Consider the following 22,305-nt stretch of genomic DNA (forward strand, 5'->3'; position numbering starts at 1 on the left):
CTAAAGCACTTGTTTAAGAAGTACTTTGATTTCACTTAACATCATCGCAGTTGCACCCCAAACCACGTAACCATTTAACTTAAAGGCGGGTACTTTCATATTGGTGGCATATGAAGTTGTCAAGTTTTGTGATATTAAATTATCCTCATTCATAAAATCCGATAGCTGGACCTCAACAATCTCCTCCACCTCGGTCTCTTGAATTTTAAAAGGTTTCGGATCGGCATAAATACCTAAATAGGGTTGCACCATAAAATTACTGGGCGGAATATAAAGTTCGGTCAGCTCTTTTAAAACCTCAATACGCTTTGGAGAAACGCCTACTTCTTCTTCCGTTTCCCGAAGCGCTGTTACTTTTAGATTCGAGTCTTGGGGCTCAACCTTTCCACCAGGAAACCCTATTTGATTGGAGTGAACCCCTTTGTAGGTTTTTCTTAAAATAAGTAAGAGTTGTGTCGCATTGGCCTTATCAGGATAAAACAAAGCCATGACAGCAGCTCTTTTAGGGTTGCGTTCAGCAATTTTCTTAGGATCTCTCCAATCTTTTCTTATCTCTGGCTCCATTTTAAAATGAGATTCTTCTCCGGGCAAATCCAGATTTTTTATTTTAGTAACCCGTTTGTAAAAATCAGTAAAATTCATGTTTAATAGGAGTATCGCTTTTAGTGCAATTATACTATTATTATTTTTTGCCAGCTGTAACGACAGTAAAGAAAAAAGACAGTCCACACCTGTTAATAAGGTAGAAAAAACATCTAATGACTCTTTGATTTCTGAAGTAGAAAAGGAAGAAAAAACTATTGAACCCTTTTTATTAAGTGAAGAAAATGCTATTGATTTTTTCTTTGACTACGAAAAAACATTGAAAAAAAATAAAGTAAAGCTAACCACTAGTATGGGTAGTTTTACGATAGAATTGTTCGACAATGTGCCTTACCATAGGGCCAACTTCATATACCTGACTCGACAAGGCTACTTTGACAATACCATGTTCCACAGAGTGGTAAAAAACTTTATAATTCAAGGAGGCAACTCAGATACACGGGAAACTAGCAAAAAAAGAAGAAAAATAGGCAGGTATTTACTCCCCCCAGATTCAAAAAAAGGTCATAAGCATCATAGAGGGGTAATTTCAATGCCCAGTGGAGAAATTGATAATCCGCATAAGTTGGCTTCTCCCTACGAATTCTTTATCGTTGTGACCAAACCAGGGTCGTACCATTTAGATGGCAGCTATACCCCTTTTGGGAGAGTTATTGAAGGAATGAACGTTGTGGATAAAATAAACAATGTAGACGTCGATGACGGCGATTGGCCAATGCAAAATATCTATATTTTAAAAGCTGAGGTGCTTTGATTTATTTTCTATATATGTTTGGCAAACGTATGTCAAACTTTACGGCCAATAAACGCAGCCCGATAACCACTAAAATTCCTCCGGCAAAAGCATAAGCATCAACAATTGGCAGTTGCTCTAAAAGGAAAAAACTTAAAGCACCCAAAATACATGGTGTCGCATAAATCTCCTTTCTGAAAATTACCGGTATTTCATTACATAGAATATCTCTAATTACGCCACCAAAACTAGCGGTGATAGTACCCAAAGCGATACACATAACAGGTAATAAACCAGCCTCTAAACCTTTTTCAACGCCCACCAACGTAAAAAGCCCTAAACCAATGGTATCGAACAAAAACAACGATTTTCTGAAGTATTTAAGCTGTTTTACAAACAATATGGCCAGTATTACAGAAACTAGAATGGTAATCACGTAGGTAGAATCTCGCATCCAAACAACTGGAGTATTCCCTATTAACAAATCTCGCAACGTACCACCACCAATAGAAGTCACAAAGGCAATGATAACGACCCCGAACAAATCAAGCCTCTTTTCCATAGCCACCAAAACCCCAGAAATGGCAAAGGCTATAGTACCCAAAATATCTATGGCGATGTAGAACATGAGCTATAATTTTTGGGTATAATAGTTATAGTCTTTAAGAACGGTGTCTAAATACTGTATGTCGTAAAGTTCAGATTTAGTTTGCAGAATACTATCGACTTTCACACGCAAGGCTGTCATTGTTTTAAAATCGTTGCTTTTACGGGCTATTCGATAGGTCTCTTTTATAAGTCTTACATCTTTATCGGTCAACAAGGTCACATTGGTAAATTTGGGCTGGTAGGCTTCTTCAACCTCCTCTAAAATAGTGTGCGAAACTTTTGTTTTGTTCTTTGTACTTATTACCACTGTGCCAGCGGCAGCATCACCCAAACGTTGTCTTTTTTCAGAGAAAAGAATAGTAAGTAAACCTATGGAGCCAATAAAAATCCAAATATCGACCAAACGTAGCATCCAACGTACCAAATAATTACTCCAATGCACTGGGCTACCATCAAACTTCACTACGCGCATTTTCAGTAACATCTTACCCACCGTACGTCCATTAAAAATACTGTGCATTATAAGACTATAGAACATTGCCGGTAAAAATATTAAAGCTACCAAACCTCGCTGGGTCCATCTATCCTCATAAATATACCCGATAGCATCTCCAATAAAATCTACAAGTACCGCGTACAGGTATAAAATAAAGGCATCAATAAAAAAAGCAACAATGCGTTCGCCAATACTTACAATTTTATAATTAAGATTAACATTTTGCGTTGTATTGATTTGAAGGTTACTCATTAAGTATTAAATTTATCTAGGTAAATACAATTTATGCGCGAAGCCGCTTTTGTGAAGCAAAATAAGGAAAAATGGATAGCATTTGAAAAGGCTATCAATCTTAGCTCAAATACCGACCCTGATGAACTGGCCGATGGGTACATTCAACTCACAAACGATTTGGCGTATGCCCAAACCTATTACGAAGAAAGCAAAACTTTATTGTATTTAAACGCTTTAGCTTCTCAAGCGCACCAAAAAATTTACAAAAACAAAAAAGAGAGTGGTAACCGCATACTTGATTTTTGGGTGACCGAGTTTCCTATGTTTTTTAAGCAATATCAAAAAACCTTGGGTGTGGCCTTTCTCATTTTTTTGATTGCATCTGCTATTGGTTGTATTTCTGCTTTGAACGATGCTACTTTTCTACGTCTAATTTTAGGAGACGCCTATGTCAATGAAACGCTGAACAACATAGCAAATGGTGACCCCGCTGCAATCTATAAAGGGGGAAGCGAAATTGGTACTTTTTTAGGAATAACCATTAACAATATTCGCGTTGCCTTTCTGGCCTTTGCTTTTGGTGTAATCACAAGTATCGGAACTGCCTATATCTTATTTAGCAATGGTGTAATGCTTGGGGCCTTTATCACCTTTTTTTATACAAAAGGTGTATTTTTTGAAGCCAATAAACAAATTTGGTTGCACGGCACTATTGAAATATCCGTTATTATTGTTGCCGGTTGCGCTGGCCTTATTATGGGTAATAGTATTTTATTTCCTAAAACATATTCTAGGCGGGTTTCTTTTATGAAAGGTGCCAAAGACGGACTAAAAGTCGTTGTAAGCACCATACCATTTTTCATTGTGGCCGGTTTTATTGAGGGCTTTATTACCCGATATACAGAAATGCCCAATTGGCTTGCTTTTTTGATTATTGGCGCCTCACTTCTATTAATACTCTTTTACTATGGGCTATACCCCATATTACTAAACAAAATACATGGCAGACAATTACATTCCGCTTCGCGTGAATCGTGACTTTGGGGATATTATTACGACATACTTTGATTTTTTTAAGCAGAACATTAAAAAGTTTACCAATGTTTTTCTGAGCTATAATGGTATTTTTTTAGTAAGTCTATTAATTGCCAGTTACTTGTTGGTGTCTGGCTTTATTGGTCTAATTGCATATGAATCTGCCCCTAACAATTTTGCCACTGGTGCCCAGTTGGAAGAAAAATATATGATTTACTTGGCCGCCGGAGGAATCTTATTTTTTGTCATTTTTATCATGGTATTGGTCTTGAACTATGCGCTTGCCAGTAGTTACATGATAAAATATGAAAGTACCGAAAACAATGAGTTTGATAAAAAAGAAGTTTGGGCTTATACCAAAAGTCAGTTCGGTAATATACTGGTATTCATATTACTGATGATTCCCATTTGGTTTGTGTTTTTTATAGTTTCCATCATATTTGCGTTCATACCAATAGTTGGTCTTTTTGTTCAGTATATTCTTCAGTTCTTTTTAACATCTTGGTTAGGAGTTTCATTTTATGATATGCTGCAAAACAAAAAAGGAGTGACAGATGGATTAGGAGAAGGATGGAATTTAGTCACCAAGAATTTTTGGAAATCCGTAGGGGTAAACTTTATTCTCGGTTTGCTGATAGGGATTCTAATGATGATTACCCTTATTATTCCGGGAGTTTTAATAGGGGTTTATACCTTTCATGTTGTAGAAAATAATGTTGATTACTCGACATCGGTGGTTTCAACGGTTATTTATACTTTGGGTACCTGTCTATTTTTAATTATTGCAGTTTATGGGCAGTGTCTGTCGCAATTTGTAAACGGAATACTCTATTATTCCCTTCATGAAAAAACATATAATATCAATACCAGAATTAAAATAGAACAAATCGGGAAAAGCGAATAGTGAAAATTTATACCACCCTCTTTATTTTTTTATTCCTCGGGGCTTTCGCTTTTTCTCAAGAAGCTAAAGATTCTATTGTTACTATAGATTCTATGTCCACTGTCCATGAGCGAAGTTTTGATGATTTAAACAAAAAATATAACGGTGAAGACTTTGATTATGATATTAAAACTGGAGAATCGCAAAATCTTCTAAGCCGATTTTTAAGATGGATAGGTAGAGGCTTAAGTGATATTTTTGGAATAAACCTTTCGCCTGAAGCCCTTAAACTGTTAGAGTATATTGTTTACTTTTTGATGGGTGGTCTGGTTATTTATTTGCTTGTAAGAGTACTGGTGAATGAAAAATTCAACTCTGTTTTCACGAGAAAGGCAAAAACCATTTTTGATATTGACTTGGCAGAACAACATATAGAAAGTTTAGACTTAGATACATTACTTGCAGCGGCTATAAATAAAAAGGACTATAGATTGGCGGTTAGATATCATTTTCTAAAGATTCTAAAAAAATTATCTCAAAACGACATTATTGAATGGCATTTTGATAAGACCAATACCGATTATCAAAATGAAATCAAGCAGCAAAAGTTGCAATCTGGTTTTAAAGAAGTAGCCTATTTATACGATTATATCTGGTACGGTGAACAACCTATAGATAGACCAATGTATGAAACGGCTGAAACAAGGTTTGTAGTATTAAATAATTTAATTCCAAATTAGGGTGGATAAGAGATCAAAAATCGTACTAATAATTCTAGCTGTGGTACTAGTAAGTATCATAGTAACAGAGGTAGTGCGTCCAAAACCTATCAATTGGAGGCCTTCGTATACATCACAATCTAAAATACCTTTTGGTTGTTATATACTTTATAATGAACTACCACGACTATTCGCTAACAGTGAAGTCGAAACAGTAAAAGAAAGTATTTATGATTTTATGATTAAAAGAGATATGACCATAAAATCAAACTACCTGCTCATCAATAATAATATACAGCTAGATAAACAAGAAACAAATAGGTTACTTGATTACGTACAAAAAGGTAATGATGTTTTTATTGCTGCGTCTTCAGTAAGTTATTTTTTAAAAGACACCTTAAACATTGAATTGAACACTGCATATTCGTTTAAAGAGGATACCGTTATTGTAAGTCTTTCCCATAAAAAACTTAATCATTCAAAATTCAATTTTTCAAGGGGAGCCTCTAAAGCATATTTCACCTCCATTGATACGGCAAACACCAAAGTTCTTGGTCACCTTGAGTTTGTTGAAGAAAATGGTATTACTTCAAACAAAAAAGAAATCATAACGGTGCCTAATTTTGTTAAGACACAATTTGGTGAGGGTTCTTTTTTCATTCATACTACTCCAGAGGCCTACTCTAATTATTACCTTTTAAAGGATAATAAAGATTATGTAGCAAACACTTTTTCTTATTTAGATGATAGTCCGTTGTATTGGGATGATTATAAAAAATCAGGGCGGGTAGTTATCGATTCACCCATGCGATTCGTTTTAAACCAAACCGCTTTAAAATGGGCTTACTACTTAACCATGGTGGGGCTGCTACTCTTTGTGATTTTTAAAGCAAAACGAGAGCAACGCATTATCCCGGTAATAAAACCATTAGAAAATTCTTCTGTAGAATTTGCCCGAACAGTAGGTATACTTTACCATCAAAATAAAGATTATACCAATCTCATTCAAAAAAAGCTGAACTACTTTTTGGCCAATCTACGTAATCGGTATTTTATTGATACTTCTACTTTGAATGAAAAAACGATTCAACAACTAGCGTCAAAATCCGGCAAATCTATTGAAGAAGTAAAACAGTTGTTAGAGCTTATACTACAATTAAAAAACAAAACCGTACATAACGAACAAGACGCAATAATGCTAACAAAAAAAATAACCGCATTAAAGAAATAATATGGAAGATAAAACACAAAACGACAACTCATTAGAATTTAATTCAAGAGTAGACCTTACTAAATTACAAGAAGCGGTAGCTAAAGTAAAAAGTGAGTTGGGCAAAGTAATTATTGGTCAAAAAGATATGATTGAATTGCTTATCATATCCATTTTGGCAAACGGCCACTCTTTAATAGAAGGAGTCCCTGGAGTCGCTAAAACCGTTACGGCAAAATTATTGGCAAAAACGATGAATGTAGATTTTAGCCGAATTCAGTTCACCCCCGACCTAATGCCTAGTGACATTTTAGGAACTTCCATTTTTAATGTGAAAACCTCTGAATTCGAGTTTAAAAAAGGCCCCATTTTCTCAAACATTATTTTAATTGATGAAATTAACCGTGCACCGGCTAAAACTCAGGCCGCCTTGTTTGAGGCAATGGCAGAAAGACAAATTACCATAGATGGTCAAGAATACGATATGCAGCCACCGTTTTTGGTGTTCGCAACTCAAAACCCGGTAGAGCAAGAAGGTACATATCGATTGCCAGAAGCACAATTAGACCGTTTTCTTTTTAAAATTAACGTGGACTACCCCTCTCTTGAAGAAGAAGTGCAGATCTTGGAAAATAAACATGAACACAAAAACAAAAATATTGAAGGACTAATTAAATCTGTACTTTCAGCAAAACAAATTGCGGAATATCAAGATGTTATTAAAGAGATTATCGTAGAAGACAATCTATTAAAATACATTGCGTCTATCGTAACTAGCACACGTACCAATGCCAATTTGTATTTAGGTGCCTCGCCTAGGGCTTCAATAGCTATAATGGATGCCTCTAAGGCACTAGCGGCCATAAGCGGAAGAGATTTTATAACCCCCGACGATATTAAAAAAGTGGCCGGCCCAATACTTTCGCATCGTATTATTTTAACCCCTGAACGTGAAATGGAAGGTTTTACTGCCCAAAAAGTTGTTCAACAATTAATAGAAACCATAGAAATACCAAGATAGATTGAAAAGAGCATTTAAAAGTATTTATTTAAAACGAAGGTTTTTTATGGTGCTGACAGCACTAATATTGGGCTTCTTGCTATCCTTCATTTTTCAAAACGTACTCAGTGCCATTCGTATCTTGTTTTTTGTCTTTATTCTTCTAATCGTTGTTGATTTTTTATTGCTTTTTTTGTCAAAAGGAAATATACATGCCGAACGTATATTACCCGATAAACTTTCTAATGGAGATGATAATCCAATAGAAATTAAACTAGCGAACAAGTACTTGTTCAAAATTACCGCAACACTTATCGATGAGCTTCCCTTTCAATTTCAAAAACGTGACTTTGGGTTAAATAGTGAAATCAAGAGTGGGTCGGCCAAAAGCTACAGCTACAAAGTTCGACCTACAGAAAGAGGTGTATATTCCTTCGGTAGTCTAAATGTTTTTGCAAGTTCACCTCTAGGGCTTCTAAGCAAGAAATTTACTTTTGACACTAGTAAAGAAATTCCTGTCTATCCCTCATTTTTGCAACTGCGCAAATATGATTTGATAGCATTTACCAATCGTCTTTTTGAATATGGATTGAAGAAGATTAGACGTATTGGCCATACCATGGAGTTTGAACAAATTAAAGATTACATTCAAGGAGACGATATTAGGAACATTAATTGGAAAGCGACTGCAAAAAAAGGCCAGTTGATGGTAAACCAGTTTCAAGATGAAAAATCACAACCCATCTATTCCGTAATCGATAAAGGCAGGGTTATGAAAATGCCTTTTGACGAATTAAGCCTTTTAGATTATGCCATTAATGCTACACTGGTCATTAGCAATATAGCGCTTAAAAAAAACGATAAAGCAGGTATGTTTTCCTTTAGCAATTCCATAGAAAATAGGGTGGCTGCCGAACGTAGAAGTTCTCAAATGAATCTCATTTTAGAAACACTATACAATTTAGAAACCAATTTTGTAGAGAGTGATTTTAGTAGGTTATATATAGATATAAAGAGAAACCTAAATCAACGTAGTCTTATATTATTATATACCAATTTTGAAACCTTGGATGCATTAAACAGGCAGTTACCCTATTTGCAAGCCATATCGAAACAACATTTGTTGGTGGTTATCTTCTTTGAGAACACCGAGCTTCTCGAATTTGCGGACAAAAAAGCAGAAAGTACGCAGCAGATATTCGAACAGACCATTGCCGAAAAATTTATTTACGAGAAAAAACTTATTGTAAATGAACTTAGAAAGTATGGTATACAAACCATCCTAACAAAACCTGAAAACCTAACGATAAATACGATTAACAAGTACTTGGAGATTAAGGCTAGAGGTTTAATCTAAACTTATTCTGTATACAATATTGAGGTTGAAAATTGCAATTCTGTAAGGGTTGGCAGACTGTTATTATAGAGGAAATTAATGTCTCTTGGGTAGTAAAGAGTTGTTATTTTACTTTGTTTCTTTCTTTTCTTCTTTGTAAAAACATCAATCGTCAAACCAACTGCAAATCCTCCTAGTGCGGTTGCCAATACATCACCATTATCCCAACTATTGCCATCCTGTCCTGAATCAATGGCCTCTTTACCTAATCCAACAAGTAAGGCACCTCCAACTGCGCCAACAAATGTCCATGTGCGATCTCCGTTTGAAATTTCTTTTGCGATTCCAGCTCCCGCGAGCCCAAATAAAGCACCTCCTGCAAAATGGAGGACCTTATCCTTTTCAATCTGGGAATGACCAAAATTGAATGCTAAAAATATAGCTAAAACTAATACTAGTGTTCTCATAGTGTTCTCGCCCAAATATATAAAAGTAGTTTGGGCTTTTTAAGTTATCTTATGTGTTCGGTAAAATTTTAAGGATAAAATGTAGAAATAACTATGTCCCTACAAAAAGAGACATTAAAAAAATGAAGCTTACTACTTTTGAATTTTCAGATTTAATATGAGCTGGTATATTATACTATTTCTTTGTTTTTCAATACTGGGAGTCTTTCTGAGTGCAATATTCTTTTTCAAAAAAACAGGAGACCGATGGGCAAATCGATTGTTTTCGGTCTTCATCATTCTCTTTTCTTTTGAATTAATTCTAAATTGTCTAAAATGGTCTGGTCATTTATACATCGGGAATACCATACATTTAACTTTTAGTAATTTTCCATTATGGATTGCTTATGGCCCATTAATTTATATCTATATAAGAAGAATACTCAAAGGCTCAAAATTAAAGCCTAAAGACCTTTTCTTCTTAACGCCTATTTTAGTCACAGTAGCGCTTATTTCACCCTTTTATATACTTAATGCTTCTGAAAAATTAACTGTATTTCAACAAGGTTCTTTTTATAAAGTATCATGGATCGATGCCAACTACATATGGCTTGAAATTATAGTAATGTTCTTCTATGGGTTTTTAATTTTAAATCAGTTTGGTTTAGGTAAAAGACCAGGTTTTAAAGAAAATCGATGGCTTACCTACTTAGCCACCGGGTATTTCGGGTTTGTAATAGCATTTTTCCTGTACATCTTTTTGGTAAGGTTTGAATTGATGCACCCCAAATATGATTATTTTGTTGATATTGCCATTGTCTTCTTTATTTCAATGGTCACCTTTCTTGTCTTCTCTCAGCCCAAAATTTTTGAAGGTAAGTCTATCAAAGAAATTATACCTTTTATCAAATACAAAAAAACGGGTCTTTCAGATGCTCTTGCTATAGAATTAAAAAACAAACTAGAAAGTATTATGAAAAACGAAAGGCCCTATCTAAATAATGAACTCCGTTTAAATGACCTGGCCGCATCTTTAAACCTATCAAGAAACCATACTTCACAGATTATTAATCAGTATTTCAATCTTTCCTTTTTCGACTTTGTCAATAAATACCGTATTGAAGAAGCAAAAAAACTATTGGTAAACTCCAACAATAACTCCACTGTCACTCAGATCGCTTATGATGTCGGTTTTAACAACCGAGCTTCATTTTATAAGGCATTTAAGAAGTTTGAAGGCCTAAACCCGTCACAATACCTACAACCGCAGCACGCATCATAAACTTGTAAAGGTTTACACGCATTTACACATTTTATAAATAATCATTCTTTCTTGTTCAAAATTCTTGAACAATATGAAACTTAGAAACAATTACAGCTTAGAATCGGTAATTGGCATGATAATCATACTATCAACAATATATGGCTGCGCTCATAAGCAAGAAAAAATAGAAGAAGTAAAAAACAAATTAATTGGTTCATGGCGCATAGATAAAGTGAAGTGGATAGCTAAAGACACAACACTACTCTTGGTACCAAATAGTAAAGGACTCTTGTTAATTACAGATGGGCATTATAGCATCGCATGGTCACCCAGAGAAAAACGTATACCTTTTAAAAATCTTGGCGCGCCAACTGCTGAAGAGACCATTGCAGGATTTCAATCCATAGTATTTAATTCTGGGGTTCATGAGAGTACCGACTCGACTTTCACCACTATTGCTCAAATTGCAAAAGTACCTGGTTTTGAAGGAGGAAAGCAACTGTATCGATATGAAACAAAAAATGACAGCAAGATCATTTTGACGCTTTTTGATGAATATTACCCAGACAATACCAAACCTAACTGGTCTGGAAAATGGAAGACTGAATTTTATTTATATCGAGAATAGTAATTAAATCCTACACAGGGAGACTATAATAACTTAAAAATCGAATACATTTATATTAACAAACAAGTTATCCATATCTTCTTTAAAATCATTAATTTAGATATACGATTACATTAAACCAAAGCCTATGAAAACTTTATCTCTTACACTAGAACTGCAAAGGACAATAAAAGGCCTTTTAATTTTGCTACTTTTAGGTGTTTATCCTAATTTATTGGCTTTTCAAAATAGTGCCGATTTTAAACAATATGAAGGAGAAGTAATTGACATTGAAAATAACAATCCCTTAGTATTTGCCACAATTACTGTTGATGGCACTAATATTAGTACTATTACTAATACTGAAGGTAATTTTCTTCTTAAAGTACCTGAATCCCTTAGCAGTGGTACCGTTCTTTTTTCTTTTATTGGATATACCACAAAAAAAATAGCGCTCTCCGATTTAAAATCCGATAAAAATAAAATCAGTTTAAAAACATCGGCACTTCAATTATCAGAGGTAAATATCAATTCTCCAAAAGATGCAAAGGAACTGTTCAAAGAAACCTTAAACAAAAAAGGTGAAAACTATTTCGAAGACCCTACCTTAATGACAGCTTTCTACCGAGAGACTATTAAGAAAAGAAAGAAGAACGTATCATTATCAGAAGCAGTCGTTAATATTTATAAAACACCGTATTCGTCTGATAAGAAAGATGCCGTTGAGCTATATCGGGCAAGAAAAAGCACGGATTATAGTAAGTTAGATACTGTTGCCTTAAAACTTCAGGGTGGACCTTTTAATACACTATATGTGGATATTATGAAATATCCAGAGTATATTTTCACCAATGAATCCATTGACGATTATAACTTTACTTTCGATAGATCAACAAGAGTTAATGACCGGTTAATATACATTATTAATTTTAGTCAATTAAGTACTATTAAAGACCCATTATACCAAGGTAAACTATATATAGACGCAGAGAATAAGACATTGACTAGTGCCGTTTACAACCTTAACATCACAAACAGGGAGTTGGCCGCACAATTATTTGTTAGAAAAAAGCCCGCGAAGGTTGATGTTTGGCCAACCGAAGTGGCTTATCGTGTGGATTACCGAAATAAAAATGGAAAATGGTATTATGGATATAGTAATGTATTACTAAAATTTAAAGTAGATTGGGATGATAAACTTTTTAACTCTGTTTATAGTATGACAGCTGAAATGGCCGTAACAGATTGGCAAGAAAACAGTACCGGTAAGTTACCAAAGAATAAAGAACGATTAAAAAAATCTATAATTCTTAGTGAAGAAGCCTTGGGCTTTTCTGATCCAGATTTCTGGGGAGAATATAATATTATTGAACCCGAAAAATCTATAGAATCGGCTATCAAAAAGATTCAGCGGCAGTTAAGAAGGGCTAAAAAGAGTGGAACTTCAGCTCCTTAAAAAATAGATGCCAAAAATCTATTTATATAGAACTTCTTGTCAGTAGTTTAAAACCTGGTTTACAACACCCAGATCATTAGATAAAAAATCCCCTTTCGGGGATTTTTTATTTCTTAAACTCAGATAAGGTTCTTGTTATTATGGATATACAATCCATGAGCTGCTCCTCGGTCATAACCAAAGGAGGCGCAAAACGGATAATATTGCCATGAGTCGGTTTTGCCAATAGTCCATTATCACTAAGGGCAATACATATATCCCAAGCGGTAGAGCTATCCTCGGTATCATTAATTAAGATTGCGTTGAGCAAACCCTTTCCTCTAACGGCATTTACCAAATCACAATTGGTTATAAACTTGTTCAATTCCGACCTAAAAATCTCTCCCAATTTATAGGCATTACTTGCGAGTTCTTCATCTTTTATGACTTCTAGCGCTGCAATACCTACTGCCGCTGCAATTGGGTTACCCCCAAAAGTACTTCCATGGTTTCCAGGGCGAATCACATCCATAATCTCATTATTGGCAAGAACAGCGGAAACAGGATAAGCACCACCTGATAACGCTTTCCCCAAAATCAAAATATCAGGTTTAACATCGGGTGCACCACTACAATGCTTATCAGAACATGAACAATTACCACAAGTTGCCAAAAGTCTTCCTGTACGGGCAATTCCGGTTTGTACTTCATCTGCTATAAACAATACATTATGTTCTTCACAAATTGCTTTAGCGGCTTTTAAATATCCTTCTGAAGGAACATAAACACCAGCTTCTCCTTGAATGGGTTCGACCAAAAAACCAGCAACATTATCATTTTCTTGTAAAGCAATTTTTAAAGCTTCAAGGTTATCATATTCTATTTTTATAAATCCTTGTGTGTATGGCCCAAAATTTTTGCGCGCAACTGGGTCATTTGAGAATGATATAATGGTAGTAGTTCTACCATGAAAATTATTCTCACAAACTATTATTTTGGCCTGATTCTCTGGTATTCCTTTCTTCTCATAAGCCCATTTTCTACAAATTTTCACTGCCGTTTCCACCGCTTCCGCACCTGTATTCATAGGCAAAAGTTTGTCAAACTTAAAAGTCTCTGTGGCATACTTTTCAAACTTGCCTAGCATGTCGTTGTAAAATGCCCTTGAGGTAAGGGTCAATGTTTGGGCTTGTGAAATCATAGCCCCAACAATAGAAGGGTGACAATGCCCTTGATTTACTGCCGAGTAAGCCGAAAGAAAATCATAATACTTTTTACCTTCAACATCCCAAACAAAAACACCTTCTCCCCTACTTAATACAACTGGGAGTGGGTGATAGTTGTGAGCTCCATACTTATTCTCTAAATCAATCGCTTGTTGCGACGTAAGTTGTTCTAAAACAGCCATTTTAAATAGTGTTTAAATTCATAAAATAACCATTCCTGCAATACCTTTATTCTTTCGCAATCCTGACAGTTATCGGAACGAAAATTCAGCGTGGGAGAGAAATCATCCCTAGTAGAGTTACAAAAATAATAAGATTTCGGTAAAACAACCGATCTCTGTGACTAATCTCAACATTTTGGTTCATATAACTACACTAAACATTTAAAAACTATAAAAATGGAATATCTAGAAAACATGCTAAGTAGCATATCAAATTCTGTTGGTGATTTTTTACCAACCACTATTGGTGCAATTTTAATTTTAGTAATAGGTTGGTTTATTGCCGGGCTATTAAAACGTATCACAACCAAACTCATAAAAAAGACCGGAGTTGATGACAAAATGAAAAGTGATAAAATAACTTTATCAAAGTTTGTAGGTAAACTAGTTTACTTTTTAGTAATGATTTTTGTTTTCATGCTCGCACTGGAGAAACTTGGAATGCAAAGTGTTCTAGACCCTGTAAAGAACTTACTTGATGGCTTCTTAAACTTTATACCAAATATTATTGGCGCAGGATTGGTAGCATATATAGGATATATGCTGGCATCTGTAGTATCTGAGTTTGTTGGAATGTCTGGAGACACCATTAAAAACTATACTCCAAAACTTGGTTTTGCAGAAGGGGTCGACCTTATTGGAATTATTAAGAAAGTGGTCTTCATTTTTATTTTTATCCCTCTTCTAATTTCTGCATTGAACATTCTAAATATGGATGCCATTTCAGAACCTGCCACTTCAATACTTACACAATTTTTTGATGCTCTACCTAAAGTATTGTTAGCAGCATTTATTTTAATGTTGTTTGTGATTGGAGGACGTTTTTTATCACAAATGTTAAAAGATATACTAGCTAAAATGAATCTGAATGATATTGCCAAAAAGATGCACCTCGATAGTATGATAGGCAGCACCAATATTGCAAATGCAATCGGAAATTTGGTGTTCTTCTTTATTGTGATTTTTGGATTAATGACCGCTATCGAAAAATTAGAATTTGTTCAATTAACTGAAGTCTTGGAAACTGTTACCAACTTATCTGGTAAAATTTTATTTGGCCTTGTAATTATAATGATCGGTAATTGGGTCTCTATAATTGCAAAAAATTCCTTTGCAAAAAACGATAACAATAGTTTTGTCGCTTCGGTGTTGCGTACGGCGATTCTGGCAATATTTTTAGCCATAGGTCTAAAAACTATGGGTATGGCAGACGACATTATCAACCTTGCTTTTGGCATCACTTTAGGAACCATAGCAATTACAGTAGCACTATCCTTTGGTTTAGGAGGTAGACAAGCAGCAGGAAAACAAATGGAAAACATTCTAAATAGATTCAACTCTAAAAAATAATATTTTTAAAATTCCCCCAAATATATATATATCAAATAGTATTGGTTGTTATTTAATAGACCCTAGCTTCTGCTAGGGTCTTTTTACAAAAGCTATTACCTTTGCGCATGCGAAAAAAGAACAAAAGACAGGTCTTTGAGAATGTTGAGGTAATAGATGCTGGTGCAAAAGGCAAGTCAGTGGCAAAAGCCCCTGATGGCAGAGTGATTTTCTTGACAAATGCTATACCCGGTGATATCGTCGATATTCAAACGACCAAAAAGCGTAAGGCATATTTCGAAGGGACCGCTACTAATTTTCATAAACTTTCGGATAAAAGAACAAAACCGCAATGTCAACACTTTGGTGTTTGCGGAGGTTGCAAATGGCAACATATGGGTTATGAACACCAGCTCTACTACAAACAAAAGGAAGTGGAGAACAACCTTAAAAGAATCGGTGGTATAGCACTACCCGAGATAAATGCGATTTCAGGCTCTCAAGAAACTTATTTCTATCGCAATAAGATGGAGTTCTCTTTTTCAGATAGTAGGTGGCTTACTTTTGAAGAGTTAAAATCTGATACTGTCTTTGAAGACAAAAATGCACTAGGTTTTCATATTCCTGGTATGTGGGACAAAATCTTGGATATTAAAAAATGTCACTTACAGGCAGATCCATCAAATGATATTCGATTATGGGTCAAGACTTTTGCCGAAGAAAATGAACTCTCCTTTTTCAACCCCAGAAAGCAAGAAGGTTTATTGCGAACGTTAATGATTCGCACCTCGTCTATTGGTGAGATTATGATTGTAATACAGTTTTATGAAGACGATAAAATCAAAAGAAACCTCTTACTCAAGAATCTAGAAGAAAAATTCCCTGAAATTACTTCATTACAATATGTTATAAATCAAAAAGCGAATGATACGATTTACGATCAAGAAGTTGTTTGTTTTACTGGTCGAGATCATATTTTTGAAGAGATGGAAGGTTTACAGTTTAAAATCAATGCAAAATCGTTCTATCAGACCAATTCGGCGCAGGCATATGAATTGTATAAGATAACCCGTGATTTTGCAAATCTTACGGGAGAGGAACTTGTATACGATTTATATACGGGAACAGGAACAATAGCCCAGTTTGTATCAAAAAAAGCAAAGAAAGTAATAGGCATAGAATCTGTTCCAGAAGCTATTATTGATGCCAAGGCAAATGCAAAACATAACAATATAGATAACGTTGAATTCTATGTTGGTGATATGAAAACAGTTTTTGATGATAAATTTATTGCCGCCAATGGAACTCCTGATATTATAATTACCGATCCTCCCAGAGATGGCATGCACAAATTAGTTGTTGAACAATTGTTAAAAGTTGCGCCCAAAGAAATCGTTTATGTAAGTTGCAACAGTGCAACACAGGCAAGAGATTTAGCCTTACTAAATGAAAAATATGAAGTTATCAAAGTGCAACCGGTAGATATGTTTCCGCAGACCCATCATGTTGAAAATATTGTACTTTTACGCAAACGGGTATAATTATTTAAGTATTCTTAAAAATGCTATGAAGAGAGTTCTTGTAGTTTTATTCATCCTATTGATTTTTATCAATTTTTCCTCTTGTGAAAAAGATGATATCTGTGTTGATGGTGACACTCCTTTTTTGGTTATTGGTTTTTTTGATGTTGATGATTCCACTTCCTTTAAATCGGTTCCTTCTTTAAGAATAAATTCCATTGATAACGACAATATTTTTTCTTCGGGCACCTTTAGCGACCGTTCGACAGTTGCCGATTCTGTATTAATTCCATTACGTAATGCGAACACCGATACCACTTTTGAATTTATTATAAACTCTGCTGGCGATGAAGAAACAGGTACCATAGACACCTTAAGCTTTTCGTACAGCGTAGGGAAACAATTCGTTTCTAGAGGATGTGGTTTTGTGGCGAATTACAATGATTTGGATGTATTGAGAACTGTAACTCCCCAAGATTGGATAAGTCGCATTACAATAGTCGAAAAGAATATAAGAAATAATCCTACCGCAATTCATGTTAAAATATTTCATTAATCTTTTTATCTTATTTTCTTTTGTATTTACTTCTGCGCAAGTAGACAAAACCGTTGATTTAAACCCGAAAGATTCTGTTGAGTACAAACAGAAGTATGGCTTGCGAATTGGGGTAGATTTAAGTCGCCCTGTTTTATCGTTCATCAATGAAGACTATACTGGTTTAGAATTTGTAGGAGATTATAGACTTACCGAAAAACTATTTATAGCTGGTGAATTTGGTAATGAAAAAAGAACAGAAACCGAGGGGATTGGTAGCACAGCTCTTTATAATTATACCACGTCGGGTAGTTATCTAAAATTAGGGATAGATTACAATACCTACACCAATTGGTACGGTGAACAGAATTTTATAACCATAGGAGGTCGCTATGCCGTAAGTTCGTTCAATCATACTCTAAATAGTTTTAGAATTTTTGATTCGAATAATTTTTTCAATGAGGGTTTTCCTGATTTAGTTACTTCCCAAGAAGAATTTGAAGGGTTAAATGCCTCTTGGTTGGAGTTTGTCGTAGGCTTAAAAGCAGAGTTATTTAAAAACATATATGCTGGAATAAGTATACGACTAGCTTATTTGGTCACAAACAAAAACGACGAAAGATTTCCTAATCTATGGATACCAGGGTTTAATAAAGTTACTGATGGCAGTAACTTTGGAGTAGGCTATAATTACTCCATTTCTTACTTCTTACCATTATACAAAAAAGCAAAGAAAAAGCGTGAGGACGCCGAGAAAGAAGCTCAATGATTCTTGACCAATTTAATTAAACTTAGCTTTTTTGCTCCCTTCATATATTTTGTAATTCACCAATCTAGATTCTAGCTTACCATTAAACACCTTTATTTTTCTTGATGGTTTTAATCCAACACTTTTTAAGGCTTCTAAATTTGCAGTAATTAACCATGCTTTGGTGCCGGGATAGTTTTGTTTTAAGGTATCACCAATTTTCGAGTAAAATTCCTCGACATCAATATTGAGTCTCTCGCCATAAGGTGGATTAAAAACCATTTTCAAACTATTATCAACTGGCTTTTCAGTTTTGAAAAAGTCTTTGCGTTCAATGGTAATATATTCCGATAGGTTCGCATTATCAATATTTTCTTGTGCTTTTCTAATCGCTGAAGGAGCTTTGTCGTAACCGATAATCCTGTGATTAAATTCTCGAGTTTGGTTTAATCTTGATTCCACTATTTTTTGATAAAGAGTTTCGTCAAAATCATTCCAATTTTTAAAGGCATAAGTATCTCGATTGATATTTGCTGGTATATTGCAGGCTATCATAGCTGCTTCGACCAAAAATGTTCCACTACCGCACATAGGGTCTAAAAAATCTGTTCTTCCATCCCAACCGCTCATTAATAAAAGTCCTGCGGCCAAAACTTCATTTATTGGGGCAATATTGGTAGCAATACGATATCCTCTCTGATGTAAAGATGTGCCCGAACTATCTAGAGAAACTGTACAGTCGTTATTAAAAATATGAATGCTTATTCGAATATCAGGATTACTTGTATTAACCGAAGGTCGCTCACGTTGGGTATCCCTAAACTTGTCTACCAAAGCATCTTTTGATCTCTGAGACACATATAATGAGTTATTAAAAACCTCTGAATTCATAGTGGTATCAAAAGCAAATGTCTGACTGCTCTGAAAATAGTCTGACCACTCAATATCGTATAATTGTCGATATAGCTGCTTCTCATTAAATACCTTAAAACTTTTAATCGGTTTTAGAACTTTAAGTGCTGTTCTTAAGCTAAGATTAGCCTTGTACATAAAACCGGTATCGCCGTCAAAACTTACATTTCTCACACCTTCTTTAACATTACCAGCACCCAGATTCCTTAATTCTTTGGCCAATAAAGACTCAAATCCGTAAAGCGTTTTTGCCAACATTCTAAAATTACCTTCCATACCTAAAAAAATGTTCGCCAAAAATAGGCTAATTTTATCCCTTATATCATCAAACCAATAAATTCAAATCTTAGTGATCTATATCTTACCTGTTTTCGCTGTTCTGATAAGCTTTGTTTTTGTTTACTTGACAAAGCCGAAAAGTCAAAAAAGCATAAAATTACTTTTAGCATTTAGCGGTGCTTTTCTATTAGCACTTACGTGTTTTGAATTATTACCTGAAGTTTATCAATCATCGAAGCCTAAAACCGTTTCATTCTTTATTTTATCCGGAATATTACTCCAGATTATTTTAGAATCCTTCTCAAAAGGAGCGGAACATGGACATTTACACCATAGATCCAAAAACAATAGCTTCCCCCTAATTTTATTTTTAAGCCTTGCCATACATGCGCTTGTTGAAGGCTTACCCATAAGCGGAGAAAATAATATCATCTATGGTATTTTAATACATAAATTACCTGTAGCCACTGTTCTTTCCATTTTTCTATTGAATTCTAATCTAAAAATAGGTTATACATTACTTTTTATATCTCTATTTGCCTTTATGACACCTTTAGGTAGTTTACTAGCGACAGAGTCCAGTTTTATTGCTTTTTATAGTATAGAACTATCGGCATTAGCTATAGGTGTCTTCTTTCACATTTCTACAGTCGTATTATTTGAAAGTGCTCAAGGGCATTCTTTTAATCTTCAAAAATTAATTGTGATTTTAATTGGTTTTGGTTTGGCCTATTTTATATAGTTTTATGGTATGAGTTATATTGCTTTTTATGCGCCTTATTTAAAGTTTAATAGAAAACATTCCCTATAAACAAATAGCCAATGACTCATTGCACCACCAAGAACAAACAAATGCCATATAAAATGATTGTACGGAATTTTTTTTGAAGCATAGAAAACTATACCTAGCGTGTAGAAAAAACCACCTAAGCCCAAATAAAATAGTCCTATTAAAGAAGTATTAGCTATTAGAAAGTTCAAGTCTATAACCACGAGCCAACCCATAATTCCATATAGTACTAATGAAAAGACTTCAAACTTACCTGTAAAAAAGAGTTTTAAAATTGTTCCGAAAAAAGCAATACCCCAAACTAACCATAAAAGGATGGCTCCTTTAGAGTTTTGAAGTACTGTGAGGCAAACTGGTGTATAAGTACCTGCAATGAGGTAGTAGATACTAATATGATCTAAGATTCTAAGTTTTTGTTTGACTTTAGGATTTGATACCGCATGATATAATGTAGAAGCTGAAAATAATAAAACCAGGGCTAGTACGTATATCAGTACTCCCAAACTTTGATTTCGACTTTCATTTCCTTTAAACAACAATACGAAACCACCTATTAAGGCAAAAATAATACCCAATCCATGCGAATAGGTATTTAGTTTCTCTTCAAGTTTTGCTTTGTTTAAATGACCAGTCAAAAACTATTATTTATAACGCTTACCGTGTTTGATAACGATATCAACATCTTGAAGTAGACTGATATAGCGCAAAACATCACCGTCTACTGCAATAATATCGGCGTATTTGCCCGGGGTAATTGTACCTACTTCATCAGCAACTCCCATCCATAAAGCTGGCCAATATGTGGCTGCTCGAATAGCGTACATGGGGTCAATACCAAATTCATTTACCCAAACGTCCAATTCATTCCATGTAGATTGGCTATGAAACTTCATTGGAATACCACTATCAGTGCCTATCATTAACACTACTCCAGCGTCTAGCAACTGCTGAATCTTTTTTTGCAAACTTGGCTTTCTTACTGGTGTCAACTGAAAATATGGAAGTCGATCAGGATGTTTTATACTATTTTTTATATCGGTAATCACCGTATCAGGTAAACCTCTATGCCATGAATCATTATCCAGTTTTTCTGGATTATCCCTAGTATATTCATAATTATACAGACCTTCAACTGTTGGACACCAAAATAATGGCCCTGAACTCATATCTGCCGTACGCTCCTTAATCATATCCATAATGTCATTTGGATACTTAGGAGCAGAAGATAAACCGGTATGTTCAAAACAATCTGCTCCTACCAATAAACCTCTTCTTATTTCTTCTGGGCGATGACCATGGGCGACAACTTTCAAATTATTCTTATGAGCTTCATTAACAACCGCTTTTAGCTCATCCATAGTCATTTTATCTTGATCAATTAGTTTAATGACATCAACACCTGCCTTTGCCAATTTATTAATCTTTCTCCTGCCGTCTTCCGGAGAATCAACACCCCAGCGAAAATTTTCTGTCCCTGGGTATGCTTTCTTCTGAATAAATGGCCCAGAAACATATAAAGTAGCGCCAGGAATATCACCATTATTAATCGCATCGCGGACTGCAATGCTTTCTTTTAAAGGAGCGCCCAAATCCCTTGCACTAGTTACACCGGCCATTAATAGCTGATATGCGGAAGCTGGCATAATAACATCCTCTAATAATGGTGGATATGTTTTATCCCAATATTTATAATCAGAATGTCCATTTATCATTGTGTGTACATGCATATCCCAAAGGCCAGGCAAAACAGTCATTCCCTCTGTGGATATAATCTCTGCACTTTTAGGAATGCTTAAAGTCTCAATTGTACCTACTTGTTTTATTCTTTCTCCTTCTATAAGTATTACACTGTTTTTAATCGGGTCAGAACCATAACCATCAATTAATGTCCCGCCAACCAAAGCTTTCATGCTCATATCTTGTGAAAAACTAAAGACTGATATAAATAGTGTTAATAAAGTGGAGAGTAATTTAATCATGATTAATTGTTTCCCTAAAGATATAAAATAAAAAAGCCCCTTCATTTGACTGAAGGGGCTTCAAAGAAGGCGGCGACCTACTCTCCCACTTGGTGTAGCAGTACCATCGGCGCAAACGGGCTTAACTTCCCTGTTCGGGATGGGAAGGGGTGAACC

Annotated in this window: 23 protein-coding genes and 1 rRNA gene; 15 read left to right on the forward strand and 9 right to left on the reverse strand. The window is 34.9% G+C overall.

Going from position 1 to position 22,305, the window contains the following annotated elements:
* A complete protein-coding gene (locus ACFSQJ_RS15085; protein WP_377767789.1) occupies positions 1–642 on the reverse strand; it encodes an NUDIX hydrolase in 642 nt (213 codons plus the stop codon).
* On the opposite strand from ACFSQJ_RS15085, the gene ACFSQJ_RS15090 reads away from it, so the two are divergent.
* The gene (locus ACFSQJ_RS15090) at positions 641–1,357 is read left to right on the forward strand and encodes a peptidylprolyl isomerase (RefSeq protein ID WP_377767790.1); all 717 of its coding nucleotides are present in this window, start codon (positions 641–643) and stop codon (positions 1,355–1,357) included. The two genes, ACFSQJ_RS15085 and ACFSQJ_RS15090, sit on opposite strands and share 2 nt — an antisense overlap.
* A 1-nt stretch (position 1,358) precedes the next feature.
* Here ACFSQJ_RS15090 and ACFSQJ_RS15095 read toward each other — a convergent pair whose 3' ends face one another.
* Positions 1,359–1,964, reverse strand: a complete 606-nt coding sequence (locus tag ACFSQJ_RS15095) for a trimeric intracellular cation channel family protein (protein ID WP_377767791.1) — start codon at positions 1,962–1,964, stop codon at positions 1,359–1,361.
* A 3-nt stretch (positions 1,965–1,967) separates the two neighbouring features.
* Positions 1,968–2,693 (reverse strand): RDD family protein, encoded by a 726-nt coding sequence (locus tag ACFSQJ_RS15100; RefSeq protein WP_377767792.1) that lies wholly within the window; start codon positions 2,691–2,693, stop codon positions 1,968–1,970.
* Between the two features lie 33 nt (positions 2,694–2,726).
* Between ACFSQJ_RS15100 and ACFSQJ_RS15105 the strand changes: the two genes are divergently transcribed.
* From ACFSQJ_RS15105 to ACFSQJ_RS15130, 6 genes are read left to right on the forward strand one after another with little or no spacing between them, the layout of a single operon-like run.
* Positions 2,727–3,713 (forward strand): stage II sporulation protein M, encoded by a 987-nt coding sequence (locus ACFSQJ_RS15105; protein ID WP_377767793.1) that lies wholly within the window; start codon positions 2,727–2,729, stop codon positions 3,711–3,713.
* A complete protein-coding gene (locus ACFSQJ_RS15110; protein WP_377767794.1) occupies positions 3,676–4,614 on the forward strand; it encodes a hypothetical protein in 939 nt (312 codons plus the stop codon). The genes ACFSQJ_RS15105 and ACFSQJ_RS15110 overlap by 38 nt, the downstream gene beginning before the upstream one ends.
* The gene (locus ACFSQJ_RS15115; protein ID WP_377767795.1) at positions 4,614–5,333 is read left to right on the forward strand and encodes a hypothetical protein; all 720 of its coding nucleotides are present in this window, start codon (positions 4,614–4,616) and stop codon (positions 5,331–5,333) included. Before ACFSQJ_RS15110 ends, ACFSQJ_RS15115 begins: the two co-directional genes overlap by 1 nt.
* 40 nt (positions 5,334–5,373) lie before the next feature.
* A complete protein-coding gene (locus tag ACFSQJ_RS15120) occupies positions 5,374–6,543 on the forward strand; it encodes a DUF4350 domain-containing protein (protein WP_377767796.1) in 1,170 nt (389 codons plus the stop codon).
* A gap of 1 nt (position 6,544) precedes the next feature.
* A complete protein-coding gene (locus ACFSQJ_RS15125) occupies positions 6,545–7,543 on the forward strand; it encodes an AAA family ATPase (RefSeq protein WP_377767797.1) in 999 nt (332 codons plus the stop codon).
* A gap of 46 nt (positions 7,544–7,589) precedes the next feature.
* A complete protein-coding gene (locus ACFSQJ_RS15130; RefSeq protein ID WP_377767798.1) occupies positions 7,590–8,879 on the forward strand; it encodes a DUF58 domain-containing protein in 1,290 nt (429 codons plus the stop codon).
* A 2-nt stretch (positions 8,880–8,881) separates the two neighbouring features.
* Here the strand turns inward: ACFSQJ_RS15130 and ACFSQJ_RS15135 are convergent, their stop codons facing one another.
* The gene (locus tag ACFSQJ_RS15135; RefSeq protein WP_377767799.1) at positions 8,882–9,325 is read right to left on the reverse strand and encodes a hypothetical protein; all 444 of its coding nucleotides are present in this window, start codon (positions 9,323–9,325) and stop codon (positions 8,882–8,884) included.
* A 157-nt stretch (positions 9,326–9,482) separates the two neighbouring features.
* Between ACFSQJ_RS15135 and ACFSQJ_RS15140 the strand changes: the two genes are divergently transcribed.
* The 3 genes from ACFSQJ_RS15140 to ACFSQJ_RS15150 all read left to right on the forward strand — a co-directional run bounded on the left by ACFSQJ_RS15140 (position 9,483) and on the right by ACFSQJ_RS15150 (position 12,631).
* Complete coding sequence (locus ACFSQJ_RS15140) at positions 9,483–10,586, forward strand: helix-turn-helix domain-containing protein (protein ID WP_377767800.1); 1,104 nt, start codon at positions 9,483–9,485, stop codon at positions 10,584–10,586.
* A 73-nt stretch (positions 10,587–10,659) separates the two neighbouring features.
* Positions 10,660–11,196 (forward strand): hypothetical protein, encoded by a 537-nt coding sequence (locus ACFSQJ_RS15145; protein WP_377767801.1) that lies wholly within the window; start codon positions 10,660–10,662, stop codon positions 11,194–11,196.
* Positions 11,197–11,323: 127 nt separating this feature from the next.
* Positions 11,324–12,631, forward strand: coding sequence for a carboxypeptidase-like regulatory domain-containing protein (locus ACFSQJ_RS15150; protein ID WP_377767802.1), 1,308 nt, complete (start codon positions 11,324–11,326; stop codon positions 12,629–12,631).
* A 106-nt stretch (positions 12,632–12,737) separates the two neighbouring features.
* On the opposite strand, the gene rocD is transcribed toward ACFSQJ_RS15150, so the two are convergent.
* Entirely contained in the window at positions 12,738–14,018 is a 1,281-nt protein-coding gene (gene rocD / locus ACFSQJ_RS15155; RefSeq protein ID WP_377767803.1) for an ornithine--oxo-acid transaminase, read from the reverse strand.
* A 216-nt stretch (positions 14,019–14,234) separates the two neighbouring features.
* Between rocD and ACFSQJ_RS15160 the strand changes: the two genes are divergently transcribed.
* The 4 genes from ACFSQJ_RS15160 to ACFSQJ_RS15175 all read left to right on the forward strand — a co-directional run bounded on the left by ACFSQJ_RS15160 (position 14,235) and on the right by ACFSQJ_RS15175 (position 18,210).
* Entirely contained in the window at positions 14,235–15,407 is a 1,173-nt protein-coding gene (locus tag ACFSQJ_RS15160) for a mechanosensitive ion channel (RefSeq protein WP_377767804.1), read from the forward strand.
* Between the two features lie 107 nt (positions 15,408–15,514).
* Entirely contained in the window at positions 15,515–16,927 is a 1,413-nt protein-coding gene (gene rlmD, locus ACFSQJ_RS15165) for a 23S rRNA (uracil(1939)-C(5))-methyltransferase RlmD (protein WP_377767805.1), read from the forward strand.
* A 25-nt stretch (positions 16,928–16,952) separates the two neighbouring features.
* The gene (locus ACFSQJ_RS15170) at positions 16,953–17,462 is read left to right on the forward strand and encodes a DUF6452 family protein (protein WP_377767806.1); all 510 of its coding nucleotides are present in this window, start codon (positions 16,953–16,955) and stop codon (positions 17,460–17,462) included.
* Positions 17,443–18,210: a DUF6048 family protein gene (locus tag ACFSQJ_RS15175; RefSeq protein WP_377767807.1), complete on the forward strand. Its 768-nt coding sequence runs from the start codon at positions 17,443–17,445 to the stop codon at positions 18,208–18,210. Before ACFSQJ_RS15170 ends, ACFSQJ_RS15175 begins: the two co-directional genes overlap by 20 nt.
* A gap of 12 nt (positions 18,211–18,222) precedes the next feature.
* On the opposite strand, the gene ACFSQJ_RS15180 is transcribed toward ACFSQJ_RS15175, so the two are convergent.
* Positions 18,223–19,377 carry a THUMP domain-containing class I SAM-dependent RNA methyltransferase gene (locus ACFSQJ_RS15180; RefSeq protein ID WP_377767814.1) on the reverse strand — a complete coding sequence of 385 codons (1,155 nt, stop codon included), beginning with the start codon at positions 19,375–19,377 and terminating at the stop codon, positions 18,223–18,225.
* A 73-nt stretch (positions 19,378–19,450) separates the two neighbouring features.
* On the opposite strand from ACFSQJ_RS15180, the gene ACFSQJ_RS15185 reads away from it, so the two are divergent.
* The gene (locus ACFSQJ_RS15185) at positions 19,451–20,122 is read left to right on the forward strand and encodes a ZIP family metal transporter (RefSeq protein WP_377767808.1); all 672 of its coding nucleotides are present in this window, start codon (positions 19,451–19,453) and stop codon (positions 20,120–20,122) included.
* A gap of 35 nt (positions 20,123–20,157) precedes the next feature.
* On the opposite strand, the gene trhA is transcribed toward ACFSQJ_RS15185, so the two are convergent.
* The 3 genes from trhA to rrf all read right to left on the reverse strand — a co-directional run.
* Positions 20,158–20,805: a PAQR family membrane homeostasis protein TrhA gene (trhA, locus tag ACFSQJ_RS15190; RefSeq protein ID WP_377767809.1), complete on the reverse strand. Its 648-nt coding sequence runs from the start codon at positions 20,803–20,805 to the stop codon at positions 20,158–20,160.
* Positions 20,806–20,811: 6 nt separating this feature from the next.
* Positions 20,812–22,086: an amidohydrolase family protein gene (locus ACFSQJ_RS15195; protein WP_377767810.1), complete on the reverse strand. Its 1,275-nt coding sequence runs from the start codon at positions 22,084–22,086 to the stop codon at positions 20,812–20,814.
* 127 nt (positions 22,087–22,213) lie between these two features.
* Positions 22,214–22,305, reverse strand: a 5S ribosomal RNA gene (gene rrf, locus ACFSQJ_RS15200); the annotation flags it as partial.

It is taken from the genome of Croceitalea marina, assembly GCF_042684265.1.
In the GTDB taxonomy this organism is placed as follows: Bacteria; Bacteroidota; Bacteroidia; order Flavobacteriales; family Flavobacteriaceae; genus Croceitalea; species Croceitalea marina.

Excerpts from the sequence above, each read along its gene's own strand:
- ACFSQJ_RS15145 (WP_377767801.1), top strand. The coding sequence starts at position 10,660 with ATGAAACTTAGAAACAATTACAGCTTAGAATCGGTAATTGGCATGATA.
- rocD (WP_377767803.1), bottom strand. The coding sequence starts at position 14,018 with ATGGCTGTTTTAGAACAACTTACGTCGCAACAAGCGATTGATTTAGAG.
- ACFSQJ_RS15150 (WP_377767802.1), top strand. The coding sequence starts at position 11,324 with ATGAAAACTTTATCTCTTACACTAGAACTGCAAAGGACAATAAAAGGC.
- ACFSQJ_RS15085 (WP_377767789.1), bottom strand. The coding sequence starts at position 642 with ATGAATTTTACTGATTTTTACAAACGGGTTACTAAAATAAAAAATCTG.
- ACFSQJ_RS15100 (WP_377767792.1), bottom strand. The coding sequence starts at position 2,693 with ATGAGTAACCTTCAAATCAATACAACGCAAAATGTTAATCTTAATTAT.
- ACFSQJ_RS15095 (WP_377767791.1), bottom strand. The coding sequence starts at position 1,964 with ATGTTCTACATCGCCATAGATATTTTGGGTACTATAGCCTTTGCCATT.
- ACFSQJ_RS15140 (WP_377767800.1), top strand. The coding sequence starts at position 9,483 with ATGAGCTGGTATATTATACTATTTCTTTGTTTTTCAATACTGGGAGTC.
- ACFSQJ_RS15130 (WP_377767798.1), top strand. The coding sequence starts at position 7,590 with ATGGTGCTGACAGCACTAATATTGGGCTTCTTGCTATCCTTCATTTTT.
- ACFSQJ_RS15170 (WP_377767806.1), top strand. The coding sequence starts at position 16,953 with ATGAAGAGAGTTCTTGTAGTTTTATTCATCCTATTGATTTTTATCAAT.
- ACFSQJ_RS15110 (WP_377767794.1), top strand. The coding sequence starts at position 3,676 with ATGGCAGACAATTACATTCCGCTTCGCGTGAATCGTGACTTTGGGGAT.
- ACFSQJ_RS15105 (WP_377767793.1), top strand. The coding sequence starts at position 2,727 with ATGCGCGAAGCCGCTTTTGTGAAGCAAAATAAGGAAAAATGGATAGCA.
- ACFSQJ_RS15135 (WP_377767799.1), bottom strand. The coding sequence starts at position 9,325 with ATGAGAACACTAGTATTAGTTTTAGCTATATTTTTAGCATTCAATTTT.
- rlmD (WP_377767805.1), top strand. The coding sequence starts at position 15,515 with ATGCGAAAAAAGAACAAAAGACAGGTCTTTGAGAATGTTGAGGTAATA.
- ACFSQJ_RS15180 (WP_377767814.1), bottom strand. The coding sequence starts at position 19,377 with ATGGAAGGTAATTTTAGAATGTTGGCAAAAACGCTTTACGGATTTGAG.
- ACFSQJ_RS15160 (WP_377767804.1), top strand. The coding sequence starts at position 14,235 with ATGGAATATCTAGAAAACATGCTAAGTAGCATATCAAATTCTGTTGGT.
- ACFSQJ_RS15125 (WP_377767797.1), top strand. The coding sequence starts at position 6,545 with ATGGAAGATAAAACACAAAACGACAACTCATTAGAATTTAATTCAAGA.
- ACFSQJ_RS15195 (WP_377767810.1), bottom strand. The coding sequence starts at position 22,086 with ATGAGCATGAAAGCTTTGGTTGGCGGGACATTAATTGATGGTTATGGT.
- ACFSQJ_RS15090 (WP_377767790.1), top strand. The coding sequence starts at position 641 with ATGTTTAATAGGAGTATCGCTTTTAGTGCAATTATACTATTATTATTT.
- ACFSQJ_RS15175 (WP_377767807.1), top strand. The coding sequence starts at position 17,443 with ATGTTAAAATATTTCATTAATCTTTTTATCTTATTTTCTTTTGTATTT.